The organism is Aquimarina spongiae, from assembly GCF_900141785.1.
Lineage (GTDB): Bacteria > Bacteroidota > Bacteroidia > Flavobacteriales > Flavobacteriaceae > Aquimarina > Aquimarina spongiae.
This window is the reverse complement of sequence record NZ_FQYP01000001.1, coordinates 26717-46460: the sequence shown is the minus strand read 5'-3', so window position 1 is coordinate 46460 and position 19744 is coordinate 26717. Positions and strand designations below refer to the sequence as shown.

At 33.6% G+C, this 19744-nt stretch carries 16 protein-coding genes and 1 pseudogene; 4 read left to right on the top strand and 13 right to left on the bottom strand.

From position 1 onward, the window contains the following. Positions 1-152: 152 nt before the first annotated feature. The 10 genes and pseudogenes from BUE24_RS00175 to BUE24_RS00130 form a co-directional block, all read right to left on the bottom strand. Positions 153-1550, bottom strand: coding sequence for a serine hydrolase domain-containing protein (locus tag BUE24_RS00175; RefSeq protein ID WP_073312366.1), 1398 nt, complete (start codon positions 1548-1550; stop codon positions 153-155). A 56-nt stretch (positions 1551-1606) separates the two neighbouring features. Next, positions 1607-2689: a serine hydrolase domain-containing protein gene (locus tag BUE24_RS00170; protein WP_073312364.1), complete on the bottom strand. Its 1083-nt coding sequence runs from the start codon at positions 2687-2689 to the stop codon at positions 1607-1609. 11 nt (positions 2690-2700) lie between these two features. Further along, entirely contained in the window at positions 2701-3177 is a 477-nt protein-coding gene (locus BUE24_RS00165; protein ID WP_073312362.1) for a YybH family protein, read from the bottom strand. Positions 3178-3185: 8 nt separating this feature from the next. Then, positions 3186-3620 carry a nuclear transport factor 2 family protein gene (locus BUE24_RS00160; RefSeq protein ID WP_073312360.1) on the bottom strand — a complete coding sequence of 145 codons (435 nt, stop codon included), beginning with the start codon at positions 3618-3620 and terminating at the stop codon, positions 3186-3188. A 12-nt stretch (positions 3621-3632) separates the two neighbouring features. Continuing rightward, a complete protein-coding gene (locus BUE24_RS00155; RefSeq protein WP_073312358.1) occupies positions 3633-4379 on the bottom strand; it encodes a type 1 glutamine amidotransferase domain-containing protein in 747 nt (248 codons plus the stop codon). A 75-nt stretch (positions 4380-4454) separates the two neighbouring features. Then, a complete protein-coding gene (locus tag BUE24_RS00150) occupies positions 4455-5498 on the bottom strand; it encodes a helix-turn-helix domain-containing protein (RefSeq protein ID WP_073312356.1) in 1044 nt (347 codons plus the stop codon). 83 nt (positions 5499-5581) lie between these two features. Beyond that, a pseudogene (locus BUE24_RS24190) lies at positions 5582-5908 on the bottom strand (ACT domain-containing protein); the annotation flags it as partial. A 174-nt stretch (positions 5909-6082) separates the two neighbouring features. Then, a complete protein-coding gene (locus BUE24_RS00140; RefSeq protein WP_073312354.1) occupies positions 6083-7345 on the bottom strand; it encodes a glycosyl hydrolase family 18 protein in 1263 nt (420 codons plus the stop codon). Positions 7346-7535: 190 nt separating this feature from the next. After that, positions 7536-8159: an FMN-dependent NADH-azoreductase gene (locus BUE24_RS00135; RefSeq protein ID WP_073312353.1), complete on the bottom strand. Its 624-nt coding sequence runs from the start codon at positions 8157-8159 to the stop codon at positions 7536-7538. A 64-nt stretch (positions 8160-8223) separates the two neighbouring features. After that, positions 8224-8805 carry a Crp/Fnr family transcriptional regulator gene (locus BUE24_RS00130; protein WP_073312351.1) on the bottom strand — a complete coding sequence of 194 codons (582 nt, stop codon included), beginning with the start codon at positions 8803-8805 and terminating at the stop codon, positions 8224-8226. 216 nt (positions 8806-9021) lie between these two features. Here BUE24_RS00130 and BUE24_RS00125 point away from each other — a divergent pair, with 216 nt between their 5' ends. After that, entirely contained in the window at positions 9022-9531 is a 510-nt protein-coding gene (locus tag BUE24_RS00125; protein ID WP_073314353.1) for a GNAT family N-acetyltransferase, read from the top strand. A 27-nt stretch (positions 9532-9558) separates the two neighbouring features. Here BUE24_RS00125 and BUE24_RS00120 read toward each other — a convergent pair whose 3' ends face one another. The 3 genes from BUE24_RS00120 to BUE24_RS00110 form a co-directional block, all read right to left on the bottom strand. Continuing rightward, entirely contained in the window at positions 9559-10953 is a 1395-nt protein-coding gene (locus tag BUE24_RS00120; RefSeq protein ID WP_073314351.1) for a sulfatase-like hydrolase/transferase, read from the bottom strand. 222 nt (positions 10954-11175) lie between these two features. Next, positions 11176-13200 (bottom strand): Ig-like domain-containing protein, encoded by a 2025-nt coding sequence (locus BUE24_RS00115; protein WP_073312349.1) that lies wholly within the window; start codon positions 13198-13200, stop codon positions 11176-11178. A gap of 218 nt (positions 13201-13418) precedes the next feature. Next, entirely contained in the window at positions 13419-14462 is a 1044-nt protein-coding gene (locus BUE24_RS00110) for an aldose epimerase family protein (protein WP_073312343.1), read from the bottom strand. 198 nt (positions 14463-14660) lie between these two features. Here BUE24_RS00110 and BUE24_RS00105 point away from each other — a divergent pair, with 198 nt between their 5' ends. The 3 genes from BUE24_RS00105 to BUE24_RS00095 all read left to right on the top strand — a co-directional run bounded on the left by BUE24_RS00105 (position 14661) and on the right by BUE24_RS00095 (position 19705). After that, on the top strand, positions 14661-16319 hold the full coding sequence (locus BUE24_RS00105) for a sulfatase (RefSeq protein WP_073312342.1): 1659 nt from the start codon (positions 14661-14663) through the stop codon (positions 16317-16319). Positions 16320-16523: 204 nt separating this feature from the next. Beyond that, on the top strand, positions 16524-17717 hold the full coding sequence (locus tag BUE24_RS00100) for a formylglycine-generating enzyme family protein (RefSeq protein WP_084549339.1): 1194 nt from the start codon (positions 16524-16526) through the stop codon (positions 17715-17717). A 473-nt stretch (positions 17718-18190) separates the two neighbouring features. Beyond that, positions 18191-19705: a hypothetical protein gene (locus BUE24_RS00095; RefSeq protein WP_073312341.1), complete on the top strand. Its 1515-nt coding sequence runs from the start codon at positions 18191-18193 to the stop codon at positions 19703-19705. Positions 19706-19744 lie beyond the last annotated feature (39 nt).

Here is a 19744-nt window from a genome sequence, read left to right as displayed (position 1 = left end):
TGTATAATTACCTCATTTTATTCCAAAATATTATTAGACAAAAACCTCGGCGATTAACTGAGTTTTTAACTTCCAAAAAATCATCAAAAACAACAAAATAAACTATCCAGAAAGATTATCGAAAAATCTCCCAGGTTTTAAACCCTCATACGTTATTTTATAATGTTGTTTTTTATCTTTTTAATCATCTCTTCCGCATTTGTGTTTTTTGGATCTAGTTCTAACGATTTTTTATAGTTTAATAACGCCAGATCATATTGTTTATCTATGAAGTAAGCTTCTCCTAAACTATCATATGTATTGGCATTGTTAGGAAATTCGGAAACTGCTAATTTGAATATTGCAATACTCTGATTAACCTTTTTTAAAGACAACAAATCATAACCAAGACTATTCAATTCGTTTGGATTTTCAAAACTATAGATCTCATGATCACTTTCTTTCAAAGAATAATAATATTGGATCCCTTCATTGATATTATCCAAACACTTTTTTCTAATTTCTCTATATATCGATTTTTTAGGTAAGATGAACGTTTTGTCTTTCATAATATCAAAAACAGAATGCCCTATTTCCCAAACCTGATTTTTATGATTAGACATTAAAATAACATTGAGGTCATTCTCGAACTCACTAATGAAAACTGATCCAAACTGATAGGATTCTCCACCATGCCTATGCATAGTATATGCATCATCGGTACCTCCTAGAATTGCCTTTTTATTTTCAAAATATTGATTCTTCAAAAGGGTTTTTAAGGATTCTCTTGAAATTAGCTTGTTATGATGCAAAGCAGTAATCCACGTATTTAAATCCTCTATGTTTGTCCATAAAATACCTTTTATCATATAAACTTCAAGCGAATTTTGTTTGTAGATATCAAAACTTCTAGTTCTATTTGGGTAATCAAAATCAGGGTCAAAAACTGCATCTTTCATTCCCAAAGGAATGATAATATTTTCTTTCGCAAATTCTTGAAACGTTTTTTTCGTAACCTTTTCAATAATTTTTTGCTGAAGAAAAATACTATTAAGATTATAATTAAAATCAGTGCCCGGCTCAAATAGTAAACTCGTTACTCCTTGTAAATCTTCTAAAATATCTTTCTCGTTTTTCACATTATCATAATCAATTTGAGGAAGCCCACCTACATAGTTTAAGAGATGCTTGATGGTTACCTTTTCTGACCAATTTGGTAAATCTAAATCAAATTGAGAAAGTGTATCATCCAAATGTAATTCCCCTTTCTCAATTAACATCATAATAGATACGGCAACAAATTCCTTTGCAATTGAACCAGGACAGAAGATAGATTTTTTTGTTAGTTCAGTAGTTAATGAACCGTCTGTATATCCAAAAGAGTTTTGATACACAATAGAATCATTTCTTGTTACTAATACATTACCATTAAAAATTCCTCTCTTATAACTGATCTGCATTAGCGAATCAATAGTTTTATTATACTCTAAAAGAGGTTGAGTTTCTTGTTTTTTTATGTTGTTACATCCCAAAAAAGATACTGAAAGGATGAAAATAATGTATTTGGTCATATTGATAATTTAGTTTTATTGTTTATATCACTACAAGTAGATTAGTATTATTAATCTTAATTTATGCTTTCCAGGATTTCATTTGCTAATTGTCCTACCCAACGACCACCGCTCGATGTCAATACTACAATACCTGTGTTTTCTGTTGGATTGAAAAAATATTCGCAGGCAAATCCGTCCGCATCTCCTCCGTGCCCATACTTTATGGTTTTTCCTTTGGTTTCTTTAATAAGTCCGAAACCATATTCCAAACCCTCATCCATTTTTGATGTATTTAAAGTAAGATATAAAGGATTTTGTATTTCTTTTTTGCGATACGCGAGTATCTGTTTGGAAAGAATGTTGGTCAAATCAGTTACATTCGAAAAAATTGCGCTTGCTGGTGTTGCCATACCCATATCAGAAGCTTTGGTTTGTATTTCTCTTTCGCTTTTTTTGTATGGTGTTACTAAAATTGATTTCTGTTCATTGCTTAAATCTACTACAGTATTATCGAGATGGTATTTGTCGGTTATATATTTCTTTAAAAGTTCTTCATACATTAATCCGCTAGCATACTCACATATAAATCCAACAATAGCATAGCCTGAATTTGAATATTGAAATTTAGAATTTGGTTCAAACTCTAGTTTTAACTGGTTTAAATCTGTTATTATCCTGTCTTTAGGATAACCTTTCAGCCATGCTTCTCCCTCGATTCTCTCGCGATATACCGAACAAGCATCACTGGGAATTCCAGATGTATGGGTCAAGAGATTTCGTAATTTTATCTTTTCTAAAGTCTTTTTTGAACGCTTGATAGCTTCTTTTGGAAGATACTCCGTAATTGGTGTGTTAAGATTTAATCTTCCTTCTTGTATCAAATTATTGGCGATAATTCCTGTAAACATTTTTGATTGAGAAGCAATTTGAAAAATAGAATTTTCATTAACCTTGGAGCTGTCTGTTCTCGAAACGAATCCAAAACCTTTTACCAACTCTATCTTTCCATTTTTTATAAGTCCGATTGAAAGACTGGGAACATTATTCTGTATTAAAGCTTTTTTAATCTTTTCATCAATTGACTGCTGTTCTTTTGACTTAAAATTGCAACCGATGAAAATAGATAATAGTAAAAGGCTAAATATTTTGATTTTCATTTTTTTAATTATCAAGGTAAACTCTGTTGAGGGGTTGAATTCCAGATATCCAAATACATTTTCCAATCGGCATCCACTTTTTTCCAAACAATTACATATTTACCTGCCCAAGTAGAAATTCTACCGTCTTTGTGTTTGGTTTTTCCCTCGTAATAACCATAATCATAAGCTGTATTACCTACAATAGTAATCTCTTCTTGCCTAATCTTATGATATGGAGTCGATATGCCTTCTGGTAAAGTCCAATATTCTATAATTGAATCTCCAGATAGGATATTGGATTTATTTGGAAAGATCTTAGCATCTGCGGTATAACTATTAGAAATCCCTTGATAGTCTGAAGCCATGACATAGGCAGAAAATTGAGCCGTGTTTTTAAGGATAACATCAATATCATCTCTGTTACCATTAAACTGTTGGGCGTAAGAGCTAATGGATGACAATATCAATATGACCAAAACTTTGGCGGTATAAATTATCTTTTTCATATCGTACTTTATGGTTGCACTAAATTCTTAACTGTATAACTTTTGTGAATGATTTTCCACGTACCTTGATATTTAAGCAACATAAAGTAATCAGTAACAACCCTACGGTTAGGCATAATGATTTCTACTTTGGCCGTTGCTACATTTTGATCATAATCTATTGCAACAATACGTCCTATTCTATTGCTTTTTTGTCCTTCTTTTATCCTGTTTATATAGTTTTTGCCCTCCCATACGCGTAAACTATCTTCTTGAGTAACAGAATAGAGATTAAACTTTGGATGGAAAGCTTTTTTTAACTTATTGGGTTCTCCATTAGCGGTACCATCTATATACAGCATAATGGTTTCTGAGATTTTTTGAATTTCGGATGGACTCTGTTTCTGACTATTAGCTGTACTGAATGCAAAAAGCAAAAGTGTTGTAAAAATTATTTTTTTCATTTGTAAAAGTGTTTACTTGTTTGTTAGAATGTTGACCACTTGTTGCGCCACAGATTTTGTAGAGGATGGATCTTGACCAGTAATAAAATTCTCATCTATTACGTAAAAGTTATCTTGTCGCTGATCTGAGTATAAAAAGTTTCCTTTATTTTCTTTGATTTTTTTCTCTATTGAAAAAGGGAATGTCTTGTAATATGTTGCTCCTTTATTTTCAAATAAGTCTGGATAACCACTGATCCTCTTATTTTGGTAGAGCGGATTACCATGTTTATCCTTTAGATTAACAATTCCTGCCGTTCCATGACAGACTGCAGAAATGATCCCATTTTGATTGTAAATCTGTTCTGCAATATTTTTTATTTCGGTATTTTCAGCAACGCCGAACATTGCAGCTCCACCACCGCTATAGTATATAGACACATAGTCGCTTGGATTAATATCACTAGGTTTTTTGGTGTTTTTTAGGACATTCATGAATTCACTGTTGTAGATATATTTCTTTTGAATCGAGTCTGAAGTTGAAATATATCCTATCGGGATTGCTCCTCCTTTGGGACTGATAACATCGACCGAAAAGTTGTTGTTTACAAAAATGTCATACGCCACAACTATTTCTGCAAAATGATTTGAAGCATTAATTTTGCTACTACCATAGGTATGCTGATTTGAAGTCACGATAAGAATACGCCCATTGTTTTCTTGTTTTGAGCAGTTCACTAATAGTAAAACACCTAAAAAATAGAGCAGTTTTTTTTTCATATTTCTCTTGTTTTGAGCAAATATGAAAAACGAAATCGAGTAATAGACGTAGAATAACCAAAGAGTAGTTCGGATTTATAAAACCGAACTAAAACCTATGTTTTTTTGGTATTCTGAAGGTGTCTGTCCAGTATTTTTTTTGAAGGCGGTAAAGAAAGTTGATTTCGATTTAAAACCACTTTCATAACCTATACCTTCTATGGTGAAGTTAGTTTTTTTGTGTAGTAACTCCTTTGCCTTTTCTACTCGTAGCTCATTGATAAAAGTCGAAAAAGATTTTTCCAGTCTTTCGTTCAAATACTGAGACAAAATGTGTTTTGGCACGCCCAGTTCTCCTGCTATTTTTGCAAGAGTTATATGCTGGTCAAGAAATAGTTCGTTATCCACAATTTTTGATAAACCTCTCTCTATTTCTCCTAACATTTTATCTTCGATATCTTTGTTTTTGTATTTTTCCTTTTCTTCAAAAAAAGTAGGTTGCTTATTACTTTTAAAAATAAGTAACAGCACTATTAGATACAAAACAAATGAAAATGATAATGCTCCGACTATATATGAGGTGTATGCACCGATGTTATATCCTAACCAAATAAAACCAACTCCAAAATAAATACTTAGTAGCCAAATATCAATGTTTTTTAGTCTGTCTTTGGTCTTCAACTTTAGTATGGTAGGCTTGATAAATTTATAAGATAAAACAATGTAGACTAACCATTGAAAATAGATCCCTTTTACTATCCATCGACTCCAAATTGTTCGATGTCCTACATAAGGGTAAAATATTCCAAGAATAGATATTCCTATCAAAAATGGTATGACATGAATTGCCCAATTTATTCTTTCTTTCTTGGTATATTTTTTTAGATAGAGAAATAAAAAAGGGCCTATCAACATACAGGCCGATAACCCAATTTGAATGAAAACATTGGATAGTTCCCGATTAAAATAAAAAAAAACCGATTTGATGATTCTAATGCTTAACACCAAAAGCAAGAAAGCAAGGAAATAGTTTGAAAACTTTTTGGTCTTTGCGGTAAATGCAAAATATAAAGAAAGAAGAAAGCCATTGAATGCTCCTAAAGCACTAAAGAAAAAGATAATTTGACTTTCAAAATTCATGAATACGAGTTTGTTTCAAGTTTCAATTGCATCGTTTAATATATGTCTTGTTGCAGCGCAAAATGTTACCGTACTTTTCAGTTTTATTGTTCATCTTTGGATAACTTAGACGATACTTCAATGACTTTAAGCGCATCCCTTTTATCAACAAAGATATGGTCGTGATAATACCCAGCAATGACATTACAACTTATGTTGTGTTTTGCCAATTCTGTCGAAAAGATTGCTGTCAAACCAACGGCTTCCAGTGATGAATGAATCATAAGAGTGATCCACGAGGTAACATATTCGGAATCCAAGTTCAATTCATCAACCTTTCCTTTCTCTATCACTATTGTTATTCCTTCTCCTTCATTAAACTTACAAATAGTATCGTTGAGATTAATTTTACTAATATCGTCTATTGACGAAAAAACATACTCTCAATCATTTAGTTTGAGCTTCATTCCTTTTATTAATTCAGATAATCTTTTTTCGCCAGCCATTTCATATTCGCTTTGTATTTGTATAAAGAACTACCACATATTCTAAATTCAATCAGAAAACGTCAAAATAGCTCGACATAAATTTAATAAACATATATTTTAATCGGGGCTATTGTCCTGGTACAAATCAATATTTTGTTCTTTAGAAAATTTTTCAGTCAAAAGATCCCATAACTCAGAATGACCATTATCATAGCCTAAGGCCCAAATTCCTACACCACTCAATCGATTGTTCTTTATCCAATCATATTTGATCGAAAGTGATTTTTCATCCTCGAAAAAAAGCTGATGAAATTCGTCGTCATTTTCTTTAACAACCAAATAGGTTGAAGAACTTATGGAATCAAATTGTACTGGAGTTTGTAATGAATCCATATAGAATTTCTTAATCCTTTTGTAAGGTGGATGGTCTATAAATTTTGATACCGTTGCTCCTGGGAACGATTTTTTGGTAGACCATTGAGCACCATAATAAGGTAGACCAACGATTAATTTATTGAAATCAACTCCTTTATTTTTGTAATACTGAATAGAGTTTTTTAACCCTTTCCCAAATTTTTGACTTTGATTAAATGGAGTCACTGGCCCTGTAATTTTGCTAAACCTACCATAATAATCGTACCCCATTAAAGTGTAAAAATCTACGTAAAGATCAATCGTCGGAATATCAAAAATAGCGTTCCAATCTTCTGCATACAGACAGAGAGATATCATATAATTTGGATTCTTTTGTTTTAGTCCATTTGAAATTGCAATAATAAACTTGGTAAAACTCGTTTTATCTTTTTTGGATACACCTTCGAAATCGATGTTTATACCATCTGCTGATCTTAGCGCTAATAAATTTGAAACACTATCAATAAGAGTTTTCTGAGCTTTGGGATTTTTAAGAAAAATAGCATTATTCTCACTTCCAAAATTAGATATAGAAAGAAATACTTTACAATTAGACGCCTTAGCACTATCAATCAAAGTAGTAGTTTTCCATTGATGGATAGTTTTATACCTTCCTGTTTCCGGTTGTATCCTATAAGAAAAATAAGAAATACCCCATAGCATAGAAAAGTTATAATTTTTCCAGGAAGAGCCATTGGAATAAATGTGCCAACCAAATGTGCGTATAGCTGGATGAATTTTTCCTTTTTTGAGCAATACTTTTTTTGGTGAAATAGTATTAAGGCTATCCCATTGCTGTTCCGTTTCGAAATCGAATCCTTCAAATTTCTTTTCATGTAAGTGCCGTTGACTAATAAAATCGACGTTATCCAACTTTGAAGTTGTATTCTCATTTTCAGCTGTGCTATCATTACCACATCCTACTAGTAATAGCATTGAAATAATAGTAATTAAAAATAGTTTCATCGAATGTTATCTAGCGTTGCGTATCTAAAAAGTAGCAGGTTTAACTGAATAATTTTTCAATTTTAAACTAATACTGAATTTACAAAAACTACTTTTGATTTGCATTTAAAGCAAAAACATTTTTTTATGATAAATGATATCAGCAAGAATTAAAAACCTTATTACCAACAGTCATGGTTACTATTGTTTTTTAAATCTGTTCCATTTTTTTATAGATTTCTTTTTTAGAATTCTCAAATAATTCCCCTCCAAACTCCTCATTGTCCAATGATAGTATTGAAATATCCTCTATTCCCATTATTCCGAACACAAATTTGAGATATGTCGTCTGGAAATTCATATGCGCATTTTTTTCACTTTCCCCATATCCAGAATCCCCACGACTCGAAAAAATGAACATTTTTTTATCTTTGAGTAATCCCATATAATTGCCATCGGGTTTTCCTGAACGAAATTTCCAGGTCTCATTGATTCGCATAAGTTGGTCGATATAGGATTTTAGTCCGCTAGGAATTGACCAATTATACATTGGTGTTCCAATTACATAAATATTATGCATCTTAAATTCTTCGACTAACTGATTACTATATGCCACGCCAGATTGATTTTTTTCGGTTCTATCTTGAGGTCTTATAAATGCGCTGGCGATCCACTTTTCATTTATGGGTGGGATTTCTTCTAATCCAACTTCCTGATATGTAAAAATATCCTTTGGATTTTTCTTTTTCCATTTATCCTCAAAAAGTTGTGTAAGTCTTCGACTATGTGAATTTTCCTTTCTTACACTTGCGTTGATAATTAAAACCTTATTCATATTCTTTAAATTTTGATTATGAGACAAAGTTCTGGATTAGAAAAATGAAAAAAATTGATGTAGTTTAAGATGCTTGAAGTTTTTTACGAACTCTGCTCAAAAATTCGGGAGTAACCCCCAAATAAGACGCAATAAGATAGTTGGGGGCTTTTTCGGCAATTTTTGGATAACTTTCCAAAAACGCTATATATCGTTGTTCTGTGTCAAGTACTTTGTTAATGATTATTCGGCGCTGTAAACTGCCAATGTAATTTTCAAGGATTATTCTAAAAAAGCGTTCAAGTTTTGGAATTTCTTTCAACATTTCTTCAAAAGAATTATGGCTAATCTGAAGTAATGTAGTCTTTTCGATGGCCTGAATATTGTAAACAGAAGGTTTTTGTTTTTGAAAACTATCAATATCTGTTGCCCACCAGTTTTCAATTGCAAAATATAGGATTTCCTCTTTCCCTGTTTCAGAATTTATATAAAAAGCCTTTAATATTCCATTAACCACATAATTATCGCTTCGGCAAACTTCTCCATTTCTCAATAAGTAATCCCCTTTTTCGAGGATTTTCTCCCTCCAATATGTCTCCATTAAATTTTCTTCCTCGGCACTTAATTTGACGTGTTTTGAAATCGATTTAATCAAAGGCTTTTTCATTTTGTTTTTTGCTAAGGTATTATGCAGTTACAAGGGTTGATGATATAAAGATAGAAAATATAAGAACTACAGCAATTGACAATGCTTTTACAAGAATTCTAAATGTTAAATAGTACCAACAAATACTTTCAAAATTTTAATAATTTTACCCTACCTAAGCAATTTTCGGGTTGTACCCTTTTTGTAATACCTCGATCTTTGCTAAAACTAAAAACCATGAACATTCACAACTGCGAACTATCTGATATCCCAGCAATTTTAGAACTGTACGAAGCCGCCAGGAATACACAAATACAGCACAATGTGGTGGTATGGCCCTATTTTGAAGCTGCGTTTGTACAACAAGAAATAGAAGAAGGACGACAATGGAAGTTGGTCGTAAACGAGCAAATTGTGTTCAACTGGGCAATTGCTTATACCGACAAAGAAATATGGGGAGATCGGGATCAAAATGATGGGATCTATATCCATAGAATTTGTAATCATCCCAGTTTTAGAGGAAATGGCTACATCCATACGCTGGTTACCTGGGCCAAGGTGCATGCAAAGGAACATGGAAAGAAATACATTCGACTAGATACACTGGGTAATAACAAAAGCTTAATCAAGCACTATACGTCTGCAGGGTTTGAATTTTTAGGAATTTTTGAGCTTACCGATACCGCCTCACTACCTCAACATTATCAAGAGGAACCCAATTGTTGTCTTTTTGAGATGAAATTGTAAGGAAAAACATAAATGAATACTAAACTATCAATCCTTTAAACTACCATTTCTATAGGCGTCCATACGATCAATATCATATTTTTCAAATTTCCTTTTTAAAAGCCAAAGAGGTCGTTCTAGGGTTAGCTCCCATTCAAATATCTTTTTGAACATCTCCTTAACTTTTTCTGGGTATTGATGTGCTAAATTGTATTGTTCAGAAATGTCTTTTGACAAATCATATAATTCTGCTGGCCTATCCGGAAAACGGATCAATTTCATATCTCCCTCCCTTAAAACAGCTCTTACGTCTTTTTTCCAAAATAATTCTTGATGCGGCCGACCAGTTGTATTTTTGTGAATCAAGAATGGTAACAAATCTACACCATCTATTTTGGTTAGATCCCCAAGATTTCCACCCCCAGCACTATAAAAGGTAGGTAACAAATCCAGCGTGCTAACAGGATAATTATATACTATCCCTTTATCAATTTTATCAGGCCAACTCAGAATAAAAGGAACTCTTAGTCCTCCTTCCAAATGATTGGATTTGGTACCACTCAATGGTCTGTTATCCGAAGCATTCTTGTCTGTGGGCCCTCCGTTATCATTGGAAAATACGACAATGGTATTTTTGTCTAGTCCAAGTTCTTTAAGTTTATCCAAAACTTTTCCGCAAGCCCTATCCATAGCAAGAGTCATGGCTGCAAGTTCTTTTCGCTTTCCGTCAAGATTTGGAAATTTTTCCAAATCTTCTTTTCTAGCTTCCATAGGTGTATGAACTGCATTAAAGGATAGCATTACAAAAAAAGGGGTATTCTTATTATTTTCTATGAAATTGACAGCTTCGTCGGCTAACAAATCTGTCACATAGGATTTCGGTTCCTCATAATTTCCAAAACCGCGTTCCATTCTTTTATCATGATGAATTTTTGAAGGATCTGGATATTCAAAATAGCTCCTATCTCCTCCTCTAAAACCATAAAACACATCAAAACCTCTTTTTAATGGATGATACCTATCCGCATCACCCAAATGCCATTTCCCAAACAAAGCATTAGTATACCCTAGTTTTTTTAGATAATCTGCCATGGTCATCTGATTCAATGGTAATCCCATATCATCACCTAATAAAGCAGAATTCTTGCTCATATATCCAGGGACATTAATTTCTTCATATCCAAATCTTTGTTGATACCGACCAGTTATCAATCCAGCTCTGGATGGTCCACAAGTGGCATCGGTAACGTACCCTTGAGAAAAAATTACGCCTCTACGAGCCAACTTATCCAAATTAGGCGTTTTCATAATTTTACTTCCTTGAAAACCAAAATCTGAATACCCTGCATCATCAGCAAAAAGTAATACGATATTAGGTTTTTGTTGACCAATAATTAGTTGTGTCACTAAAAAAATACTGGTAAAAATAAATTTGTACTTCATTACATTTTTGTTAATCATTACTTCCTACTTTGTTCTCTTTCTAATTTAATAAACTATAGTAACAACAAATCAAAAGAGTTCGGTATAATTTTTAAGGTTCTAAGATAGTAAACAAGTAATTTTCATTGTTTTGTTGAGAATAATTTGAGTAAGATGAAGCTTCACAATGAAAAAAGATTGTTTTCACCACATTTCTATATCATATACCGAACTCATAATCAATTATTTTATGACTAATTGTTTTGAAAAGGTATGAGTACCCGCTTGTATTTTTAATACGTATAGTCCACTCAAATTACTAACGTCAAGCATCATTCTGTTGTCAACAATCGATTGTGGTATAGAAATCTCACTTCCCAAGATATCGACAACCGTAACTTCTACATCATCACTTTTGAAATTGTTGAATGCCAGAGTCACGTAATCTTCTGCAGGATTAGGATACACCTTGATCATAACATCCAAATTTGCAAGGCTTGTACTAAGTTTTTGATTTGTCTTACCGACAGCTTGTAGTTTCCATTGAGTCACATTAGTAATCTCTGAACTAGGTCTTAATTCAATCAAACTATTTATCTTGTTCATTTTAGGCCTTATATATTTCCCTGAAGCTCTATTTCTTAAAAACACATATCCTGAATTGGAAGGTATTTCTTTCCATTGTGTCCAAGCTCCAACAAATGTATTAGGCTGCTGCTCCAAGGTAGTACCATCTGATCCATTTGCTCCCTGAGGTCTAAAGTATTTTCCCGTTTTTACATTTTGCAAATAAAACCAGCCATTATCGGTATTTATTTTTCTCCATTTTACCCAATTACTGATATTACGAACTGGTGAAAGTTTGATACTTGCTCCATTTTTATCATTAGCAGGACGAAGTTTTCTTCCAGACACTCTATTTACAATATAAAACTCACCGCCTGGGTTAGGATCAGGGTTTGAAGAATTAACAATAACAGTTACCGTTTTCTCGGTTTGTGCTCCTTTGTCATCAAAAGCTACAACTCTAATCGTTCTATTTCCATTTGGAGCGGATGTATACCCAAATTGATAAGGAGAACTTGCCTGTGTCCCTAAAAGTTGAGTTCCATCGTAAAACTCTACTTTAGCAATACTCCCATCCGTATCTGAAACATTTGCCTGTATTAAAATTTCCTGCCCAGCATCAAATTGTTCATTAGACTTAGGATTAGTAATTGCCAATTGAGGAGGAATATTTGCCCCTGTGGCAGTCTTATTCCAAACCCGTATATAATCCACGTACATAGACTCTGGTAGTTCTCCTAATTGTTGTCGTGCTCTCTCTGCCAATGTCTGTAAGCGTTGGTTATTAGGATAATCACCTTGTGGGTCGAATGAAGTAAAAGCATTACCTCCAAAATCAACAAATGGTACTCTCATACCTAGGGACATAATGACACGCATTGGTAATTTCCCCCAATGTGTATTTTTTAAAGTCTTCCCTACTTTTTTACCATCAACAAAGAAATGAATCTCATCTCGAGTAATCTCACACCCATAGGTATGCCAATCTTTTCTAGGATCAAAACCAAGAGCGTACTTATTTAATTGTTCATCCGGATTTTGTTTAGGTCTCACCCATCTTCTTCCACTACCGTTTTTAAAAGCAATATGTAGATTTGATTCTGTATCTTCTACCCCATCCTGAACTCCATTGTAGAAATCGTGCTGTTGTAGTTCCTGAATATCAATTTCGGTGTAGATTACACCTCCATCTGCAGGATTGTTATCAAAAAATTTACTGTATAACCAAAAAGCAGGGCACAATCCTCTTGAGCGGTCAACACCTCCATTAAAAGGATGTGGGTCCGGATTATCGATATCCGCTCCCCTGATAACAGCCTCGATATATCCTTCAAAATTTACAGGTAGTACTTTTTTGGATTGGAGACATCCTGAGTTGTAATATTTCCCATTTACATCAATAGAAGTCCCATCAGGATTAACACCATTATATCTGGCGGTAATTTTTGCAGAACCTCTGTCAAAATATTCTCCCCTGGTCACGTTGGTCTGATTAGTTAAATTCCAAGCTGCGATATTGGGTAAATTATTAGTTTGTTCCCATTTTTGGGACCAATTGATTCCACCGCTATCAAATTCATCCGACATATCACCTACCAAAACAAAGGTGTCATCAGGATTAATAGTTTCTACAGGTTGTTGTCCTCGTAGTTCGATAATCATAAGAAACAACAACAATGCTATTGCAACATTTTTTTTCATAAGTAATTGAGTTTATGTTAAATATTGCGAGCAAAACTAGGGTGACAATCACATTCTAATGAGTTGAAAATTAACTTACTATAGCACTATTTTACCAATTTGCTAAAAATCAAGGTGCTCCTGCTAATCAGATACAAGAGCGTTTTAGAGCATTAAAAATTGTATAAATAGTGTATAACAAGCTGTAAAGAAATCTAATAGAAAATATTGAAAAACCTTTAACCCACGTAAAACCTAAAAACGGTCTTACTTGTATATGGAGCATTTGGATACGTAATTCCTTTTGGTGTATTTTCTAGGTTTGGTGCATTAGGATATCTATGGGTTTCGCAGCAAAAACCTTTAAATTTATCATATTGGTCACCATTTTCACGACTTAATTGGTCAGAAATAAAATATCCGGTGTAAAAAAGCATCCCTGGTTCTGTTGTAGAAACATCTAGAGCTCGTTTACTAGTAGGATGAAAAAACGAAGCCACTTTAGTCAATTCAAAATTATTATCGAATAAATAATAATGATCATATCCTTTTTCCAAAGCTTTCATCGTAGTCCCAATTGCTTTTCCTGTTCTAAAATCTTCATCTTTTTGATCTAATGAGACGATAGTGCCATTAGCTATACCCAGGTCACTCAATTCTAATAAGTGATCCGAATAAATAATTGCCTGGTGATGCTCTACATTTTCGGCGAAACCAGATAAGTTAAAATACGTATGATTTGTCAACGATATTGGTGTAACCATATCAGTCCCCGCATGATATAAAATGCTTAGTTCGTTAGCATTGTTCAAATGAAATTCTACCGTAACAGAAACATTACCAGGATAGCCTTCTTCCATATGAGAACTTTGCAATTTCATAACAAGGTACGTTTGACCATCTTCTTCTCTACAAGTTGCTTCCCACATTTTTTTATCAAACCCTTTCCAACCACCATGCAGATGATTTCCTCTATCATTCTTTGGTAATCGATATTTTTGTCCCTCTATTTCAAACACTCCGCTATCTATACGTGATGCACATCTTCCTATTGTGGCTCCAAAATAGGGGTTATGTTTCAAATAGTTTTCCGAAAAATAGGTCTCTATATTATCAAAACCACAAGTAATTTCTTCCAACTTCCCGTTGCAATCAGGAGTCACTATAGAAGTGATTGTTGCCCCGTAGTTGGTTATTTTAACAGTTATATTATTATCATTTGATAGTTCAAATAACAAAAGCTCTTTTTCATTCTTATAACCTATCTTTTTTTTTATGTGCATACCCCTTTTATATAGATTGAAGTTTTTGTTTCGTTAAAATAATATGAAATCATAATGGATATCATTAGGAAAGTTAATTTAGTGTATACATAAGGTAATTCATGAATTCTAAGATTGATCCTCATTACCTATTTTCGCTTGATACATTCTTTGCAGTACTCATGTGCTGGAAAAATTAATTACATAAATCAATCATTAATGAAATTATTTCATTTTGCATTCTTATTATTACTCATTGGAGGTTGCAAGCAAAAAGAACTTTCAAAAAAGGATATACAAGAAGAAACTAAACCTAATATTTTGTTTATTGCCATAGATGATTTACGTCCTGAGTTGGGTTGTTATGGTTCTGAGATTGCAATTACTCCAAATATTGATTCGTTGGCGGCCAACGGTTTATTATTTAATAAGGCTTATACACAACAAGCTATTTGTAGTCCATCTCGAGCAAGTTTAATGACTGGCTCAAGGCCCGAAACGATTAAAGTAGTTGAGAATTATGCCTATTTCAGAGATGTAAATCCTGATATTATCACTTTACCCCAACATTTCAAAGACAACGGATATGAAACCATTCAAATAGGAAAAATATATCATAAACCATCTTTTAGTGATCCTGAGCTTTCTTGGAGTAGAGAGCCCGCTTTGGAGAGAATGAAATTTACCAGAGAAACAACTCCGGGCGGATTTGCACTTCCAGAAAATCAAAAGATGTACAAAGAGAATAAAGCCGATATGATTGCCAAATACGGGAAGGATGCTGCGAGTAAAGGATTAGGTAAAGGTCCTGCGTACGAAAAGGCAGATGTTCCTGATTATTTTTACGAAGATGGATATAATGCATTACTAGCCAAAGAAACTTTAAAAGAACTTAAAGAGAAAAATTCTGGCAAACCATTTTTCCTGGGAGTAGGTTTCAAAAAACCTCATTTGGATTGGTTAGCTCCCAAAAAATATTGGGATATGTATACTCCAGAAAATATAAAGTTATCTTCTCAAACGGAAGGCCCTGAAAATGGAGCTGCCATGGGGTTACACCCTTCTTTTGAATTGCGCGTACGAAGTGGTATTCCCAAAAAAGGAAAAATCAATGACTCCCTTGCCCGAGTATTAAAACATGCCTATCTAAGTTCGGTTACCTATATTGATGCGCAAATAGGCAAAGTAATACAAACTTTGGAAGAACTTGATCTAAGAGAAAATACTATTATTTTACTTTGGAGCGATCATGGTTGGCATTTAGGAGAAATGGGAATTTGGGGTAAAGCTACCAACTACGAAATTTCTACTCGTGTACCTATGATAATAAATACACCTAATATGCATAAAAGCAATAAAGGTACTTCCACAGAAGCACTGGTAGAGTTGGTCGATATGTATCCTACTTTGGTAGAGTTAGCTGGTTTACATCCACCAGAACATTTGGAAGGGCAAAGTTTTGTTCCACTTCTCCAAAACCCAAATATGGAATGGAAAAAAGCAGCGTTTAGCCAATTCCCTTCTCCGGCGCTTCGAGAATGGGCGGCAAATCCTCTTTCACAAGGAATGCGTGAAACTTATTTCGGTCCTCTTATTGTCGAGGTGGAAGAAAAGATTAAAAACCAACAACAAGAAAAATGGGATAGAGTCCTATTTGAAAACAACCTGATGGGATATGCAATGCGAACCAAAACCCATCGATTAATTGTTTGGAAAGATTATACAGATAAAGAAAAGCCTCCGGTGTTTTTAGAACTTTACGATCACATTAGTGATCCTGAAGAATCTGTTAATATAGCAAATGAAAACCCCGAAATAGTTGCAAAATTATTAGAACAATTTAATAGAGGATGGAAAGGAAACATGGCTAGTAAATAAATATGTCACACTTGAAATAATATAGATGCCCATTATCCCAAATGGAATAGAATCTTAGCAGTTTTAAAAACCACTGCAATTCGCATACTTAATTTATGCAATCAATAAAAAAGAATCAAAGTATTGCTAATTTTTATATAATGGAGGCAATGATTGAAAAGAGAACTCTAATTTTGTTACGCAAAACTCAACATTAATAATTTCATGTATAACCAATCACAATCGGAAAGAATATCTACTTCGACATTTAAGTCTAAAATATACATATTTAATATTAAACTGATCTGGTTCTATTTATTGGGAATTTGCGCACTATTTAGTTGTAAAAAAGAAATAAAAACATTCTCTCCAAAAGATTTTGATAAAAAAGAAAAGACCACTTCTAAAAGCCTTGACCTAATTACCAAAATCCCTGATGGGATATCTATTCCTGATGGAATGCAATGGATTCCAGGTGGAGAATTCTATCAAGGTGCAGTGGATCATGATACTATAGCTATGAATCATGAAAAGCCAAGACATAAAGTTGCCATAAAAGGTTTTTTTATGGACACTGTAGAGGTAACTAATGCGCAATTCAAGAAATTTGTCGAGGCAACTGGCTATATAACCCTTGCCGAAAGACCGGTGAATTGGGAAGAACTAAAACTACAACTACCGCCCAATACTCCTCGTCCGCACGATTCTATTTTGCAACCCGGTTCCCTTGTGTTTCATAAAACCAAATCTTCGGTAACTAATTTCAGAAATTATGCGCAATGGTGGAATTGGACCATAGGAGCTAACTGGAAACATCCTTCTGGTCCCAAAAGTTCTATAGAGGGTAAAGATAACCAACCCGTAGTCCATATTGCATTTGAAGATGCTTTGGCCTATTGCAAATGGGCTAAAAAAAGGTTACCAACAGAAGCCGAGTGGGAATATGCAGCCCGTGGAGGAATAGAGAACGACATATTTTTCTGGGGAAATGATCACACTACACTAACAGAGAATGCAAATACTTGGACAGGTGAGTTTCCCGTATACAATGATCAAAAAGATGGTACAGAGTACCTGGCAGATGTTGGTTCTTACCCTTCTAATTCATATGGTCTTTATGATATGGCAGGGAATGTTTGGGAATGGACAACAGATTGGTATAATGTTGATTATTACAAAGAAATCAGCCAACAGGATGTTACAGTAAACCCAAAAGGTGCATCAAAGCCTTTAAACCCATCTAATCCATATGCAACCGAAAAAATTATTAAAGGAGGATCTTTTTTATGCAGTGATACATACTGTGCAAGCTATAGGTCTTCGGCCAGAATGAATGCTTCTCCAGACTCCTCTACAGATCATATTGGATTTCGGACAGTAGTGAGTATAGATCAATTGTTATCCAAAACTAGTAATTAGGAAATTCAATTTTTTGTAACAGTTCTTTTTAAATATTAACAAGAACACATTACTTCATTATGACAAACAATTCTGTATCAAAAACATTGTTTTTTTAGATTTTGATAACATTTTTAATTGTCAATTAACAATTAAAATAAGGACCCTATAAAGAAGGTTAAAATAGTGCTTATCAGGGTTAATAGAATTTTATAGATCATTACTTTTTTAAAATAATTTTACACAATTATTAATTGCAATGTCGACTTGCTCAAAACTTAATTTAACACAAACTTATATTAATTAAAACCGTAAATACTGAACAGGTATAATGCACCCATGTTAAATTAGAATAGAGTCTCACTCTATATCTAAACTGTTCTATTCCATAATTTACTCAAATTTTAACAAACTATTAATCAGTGTATTAAAACATACTGACAAGGGATGCATTGTGCCATAATTTAAAATTTACGGTCAAAAATTTTGATATTATGAATACCAAATCAATTATAAAAAACACATGTTTATTACTCATTTTTTTGACAATTATCAGTTGTTCACCTGATCAAATTGAAGAAATAGACACTCAAAATATATCTTCAGAAACCTTTGATGAAGGGAAAATGGGGTCTGTTTTTAGGAGAAACAACTTTTACACTCCTCCTCCTTCCAACATAAAAAGAGTAGTATTTACCGGGTCTACGAGCGCCGATCTGAATCTTTTCATTAATCAGAACAAAAGAGATGGCGCCATCATAGAAATTCCTCAGAACACATATACATGGGGGAAAGTTGTTTTGAAATCTAACATTCATTTAGAAATAGCTGCAGGTACTATTATTCAACCTGATTTGAATAGAGGGGCTATATTCAATATTGGTGCGAGTGGAAATGGAGATCGATTGCAAAATGTTAGTATCATTAGTAAAGATGGCCGGTTTACAATAGACATGTGTGATTCCAGATTTACTAATCAATTTATTGCCGCTGCCCGTGTAGGACGTGTTGACAACTTTAGATTGGCAAATTTTGATATCAAAGATCGCAGAAGTATATTAAACTCAATACTGATGATTCATGTTTCTGGAGCATCCGAAAGAAAGCCAGGAGCCAAAAATGGGATCATAGAAAATATAAGTCAAACTGGTTCCCATACAGGATATGGTTTAGTTCAAACTTATAATTGCAGTAATGTTTTGTTTAAAAACCTCAGATGTGAAGGTGGGATTACCTTGCGATTAGAGACCGATGATAGGTCTATGAAAAACGATGTGAAAAATGGAATCAAAGATGGAGGTGTCGAAGATATTTTTGCAGACGGCATTCATAATACCAAAGGTTTATCCTCGTTGATGTTATCTCCCCATTTTGCACAAAACGGAAAAGTGACTGCAAGAAGAATTACCAGTAATAGCTCAGGTTTCACCATAAGATATGACGAAGGAACTCTAGCAATATTTGATGCACAAAGAGCTTTTCCTCTTACTGATGCCGGTAGAACACAATTTCAAGATTTTGTAAAATCTCAATTTTCCGGGTTTTCTGGCAAAGCATTTAGAGAAAATGCCTTTAAACGAAATAATGGTACACAATGGGCTGTAAATCTATCTCCAGAAATTTTGGATCACCCCAATAGATCTCAGTATATCACAAGTCAAATTGGAAATTTGAGAGCCGGGAAATTTGAAAATCCGACCGCAACCAAAGTGGTAGCTAATTATGGAACCAAAGCCAAGTTAAAGCAAAAACATCTGAAATTTGTTCCTTGTAATCAGTGGAATAAAATGATAGATCCAGGATCAAGCTTTGGTTTGTTCAGAGGATTTGAATATATAGGTCCTTCTGGAGGTATCAGCATTGGAGATGGAGTAAGAATCACCAATCAAAGATGGAACAATTTCCCAAGTGGATTTATTCAAAACATAACAGATAACACACAACCAAAATGCAGCAATAGCCCGAGTAGTATTCAACAAGTTTCTAGCAGCTATCCAAACTGTAATTAACCTTATATTCTTCTCTTTATAAAACATAAACAGCCTCTA

What these genes read in the sequence shown, in the direction of transcription:
- BUE24_RS00175 (WP_073312366.1), bottom strand. Translation starts at nt 1,550, where the DNA reads ATGACCAAATACATTATTTTCATCCTTTCAGTATCTTTTTTGGGATGT.
- BUE24_RS00170 (WP_073312364.1), bottom strand. Translation starts at nt 2,689, where the DNA reads ATGAAAATCAAAATATTTAGCCTTTTACTATTATCTATTTTCATCGGT.
- BUE24_RS00165 (WP_073312362.1), bottom strand. Translation starts at nt 3,177, where the DNA reads ATGAAAAAGATAATTTATACCGCCAAAGTTTTGGTCATATTGATATTG.
- BUE24_RS00160 (WP_073312360.1), bottom strand. Translation starts at nt 3,620, where the DNA reads ATGAAAAAAATAATTTTTACAACACTTTTGCTTTTTGCATTCAGTACA.
- BUE24_RS00155 (WP_073312358.1), bottom strand. Translation starts at nt 4,379, where the DNA reads ATGAAAAAAAAACTGCTCTATTTTTTAGGTGTTTTACTATTAGTGAAC.
- BUE24_RS00150 (WP_073312356.1), bottom strand. Translation starts at nt 5,498, where the DNA reads ATGAATTTTGAAAGTCAAATTATCTTTTTCTTTAGTGCTTTAGGAGCA.
- BUE24_RS00140 (WP_073312354.1), bottom strand. Translation starts at nt 7,345, where the DNA reads ATGAAACTATTTTTAATTACTATTATTTCAATGCTATTACTAGTAGGA.
- BUE24_RS00135 (WP_073312353.1), bottom strand. Translation starts at nt 8,159, where the DNA reads ATGAATAAGGTTTTAATTATCAACGCAAGTGTAAGAAAGGAAAATTCA.
- BUE24_RS00130 (WP_073312351.1), bottom strand. Translation starts at nt 8,805, where the DNA reads ATGAAAAAGCCTTTGATTAAATCGATTTCAAAACACGTCAAATTAAGT.
- BUE24_RS00125 (WP_073314353.1), top strand. Translation starts at nt 9,022, where the DNA reads ATGAACATTCACAACTGCGAACTATCTGATATCCCAGCAATTTTAGAA.
- BUE24_RS00120 (WP_073314351.1), bottom strand. Translation starts at nt 10,953, where the DNA reads ATGAAGTACAAATTTATTTTTACCAGTATTTTTTTAGTGACACAACTA.
- BUE24_RS00115 (WP_073312349.1), bottom strand. Translation starts at nt 13,200, where the DNA reads ATGAAAAAAAATGTTGCAATAGCATTGTTGTTGTTTCTTATGATTATC.
- BUE24_RS00110 (WP_073312343.1), bottom strand. Translation starts at nt 14,462, where the DNA reads ATGCACATAAAAAAAAAGATAGGTTATAAGAATGAAAAAGAGCTTTTG.
- BUE24_RS00105 (WP_073312342.1), top strand. Translation starts at nt 14,661, where the DNA reads ATGAAATTATTTCATTTTGCATTCTTATTATTACTCATTGGAGGTTGC.
- BUE24_RS00100 (WP_084549339.1), top strand. Translation starts at nt 16,524, where the DNA reads ATGTATAACCAATCACAATCGGAAAGAATATCTACTTCGACATTTAAG.
- BUE24_RS00095 (WP_073312341.1), top strand. Translation starts at nt 18,191, where the DNA reads ATGAATACCAAATCAATTATAAAAAACACATGTTTATTACTCATTTTT.